General features: G+C 36.9%; 3 protein-coding genes. 2 read left to right on the top strand and 1 reads right to left on the bottom strand.

Annotated features, from left to right (window positions below; genetic code table 11):
* Nucleotides 1-1,074 (top strand): IS91 family transposase (locus tag K6G87_RS08235; protein WP_296835739.1); only part of this gene is annotated, 1,074 nt, incomplete at its 5' end.
* Nucleotides 1,075-1,340: 266 nt separating this feature from the next.
* On the opposite strand, the gene K6G87_RS08240 is transcribed toward K6G87_RS08235, so the two are convergent.
* On the bottom strand, nucleotides 1,341-1,721 hold the full coding sequence (locus K6G87_RS08240; RefSeq protein ID WP_296835740.1) for a hypothetical protein: 381 nt from the start codon (nucleotides 1,719-1,721) through the stop codon (nucleotides 1,341-1,343).
* Between the two features lie 81 nt (nucleotides 1,722-1,802).
* On the opposite strand from K6G87_RS08240, the gene K6G87_RS08245 reads away from it, so the two are divergent.
* Nucleotides 1,803-2,147, top strand: coding sequence for an ATP-binding protein (locus K6G87_RS08245; RefSeq protein WP_296835742.1), 345 nt, complete (start codon nucleotides 1,803-1,805; stop codon nucleotides 2,145-2,147).
* Nucleotides 2,148-2,283 lie beyond the last annotated feature (136 nt).

Here is a 2,283-nt window from a genome sequence, read left to right on the forward strand (position 1 = left end):
TTCAGAGCAATCCAGTGTATAAGATCCTGCCGCACTGCAGAAATGGGTGCGCATGTAAGTGAGTGTGAATCCTGTCATTCAAAGTTTATACATTACAACTCCTGTAAGAACAGGCACTGCCCCATGTGCCAGGCAATGGAAGTTGATGAGTGGATAGACTTAAGGCGTGAAGACGTATTGGATGCGCCGTACTTCCATACTGTATTTACTGTGCCGGGGCTTTTGTATCCTTTGATCTACTCAAATCAGAAGCTTCTTTATGATGCACTCTACCATGCAACTAATAAGACTCTGTCCGAGCTTTCCAAAGATACCAAACATTTTGGCGCAAAGATAGGCTACATCTGTATTCTTCACACATGGGGATCCAAGCTTAATTATCATCCGCATATTCATACGATAGTTCTGGGTGGTGGACTTGATGCCAAGAATCATTGGAAGGACAAAGGAAATAAATTCTTCTTGCCAGTTAAGGTTATGTCAGCTGTCTTCAAAAGATACTATCTAGAAGAACTTAAATACCTTTATGAGTCCAAGAAGCTATCTTATACCGGTGGAGCTGAAAAGCTAAGGAATACCTATGAGTTCAAAAGTCTACTTGATAAGCTCTACGCCATGGATTGGGTTGTTTATTCCAAGCGAACATTCAAAGGAGCACAGGAAGTCTTTAAATACCTGGGTAAATATACTCACAGAATTGCTATAAGCAACAGTCGAATTCTAAGTATAGATTCTGAGAATGTAACCTTCGCGGCAAAGGACTACCGTGTAGATGGCAAGTACAGGCCTATGACTATTTCAGGAGAAAAGTTTGTGTCTCGCTTTCTTCTGCACATACTTCCTAAAGGATTTGTAAGAATACGCTACTATGGGTTACTTGCCTGCAGATGCAAAGCACAGAAAATGACTCTATGCAGGAATCTTCTTGGATGCGAGCAGTATCTTTCCAGGCTCAGAGGTAAGACAACTGCTGAAAAAATCAAGATTCTTTACAACCATGACATTTGCAAATGTTCCAAATGTGGTGAACCTCTCATCACTTTTCGCTTGGACGGCAGATATATGCTTTGTTGAATAAATGAATCTCATATCGATAGACAAGCCTTTACACGAAGGCTTATTTTGCGTGGAATAAAGACTGTATTTGAGAATGACTGATGTCTTTTAGCCGGAAACAATGATAAGATTTGTATAGATGGTGGCAGATTGAAATTCCACAGCCCCCCAGACGCGACTTAGTTCACTCTGATGAAAATCGGTCTGAAGCCCAAACAAAAGGACAGATTTAGGATATATGAAGTCTGTTTTTTTGTTTGGTCTTACACCGATTGTTCACGTTACTAAATAAAAGATTGTTGTAAAAATGATAACAAAGCAACTATTTCTTTTTTTTCATAAAAATTTGCATACTCATAATTAGTTGAAATGAATATCTGAATTCTATGAATAATATCATAAATATGATTTGTTAAATTTGCCGTATTACATCTCATATGATTACATTCCTGAAATGCTGATAATACTTTTATATATATCTTTTGTTCTCCCTTTAACGAAATGAAGAATCTACTAATATAGTCCTTTGGCGTATAATACAAATTCGGATATATTTCACCATCCTTTATTTTTTCTTTTAAATATGCTTTTTTTCTCCAAGTATACGTTCCAATCTCAACAACTGTTAAGCGTAATCTAGCTAGTTCGCTAAAATCAGCATCCATAATCTGTTTATATGCCTCGATTGCTTTTTCAGACTTGTAATCTATCTCCTTAATGATCGTATCTAGTTCAGATATAATTTTTTGATTTCTAATATCTTCTTTAGAGAATTAACGAAATACAGGAAAAGAATTGGTAACTATCATCTGCTAATCATTGATGAGTGGCTTAATTATAAGCTTCCTGAGAAGGATGCCAAGATGCTTTATGAACTTTTGGAGCAAAGAAGCGGTGTAAACCCTACTATCTTTGTTGGGCAATTTCCTATCGATGAATGGCATGAACGTATGGGTGGCGGAACTCAAGCAGATTCCATAATGAATAGAATTGTTCACAATGCCTATGAGATACCAAGTTCAGAGACTAATCTGAGAAAACTATATGAATCTAAAAAGTTAAAAAAGTTAGTTGATGAAATAGAAAGCTAAGACCAACCTCAAAAGGAGTTATTGTATATAATTTACGATAACTCCTTTAACTATATCTTGTGGTCAGAGTGGCTCTCAAAGATTAAAACAGTAGGTGGCAATGTGGCAACACAGACCTGGCAGAAGATTTGGCGCA

Source organism: Butyrivibrio sp. (genome assembly GCF_024699075.1).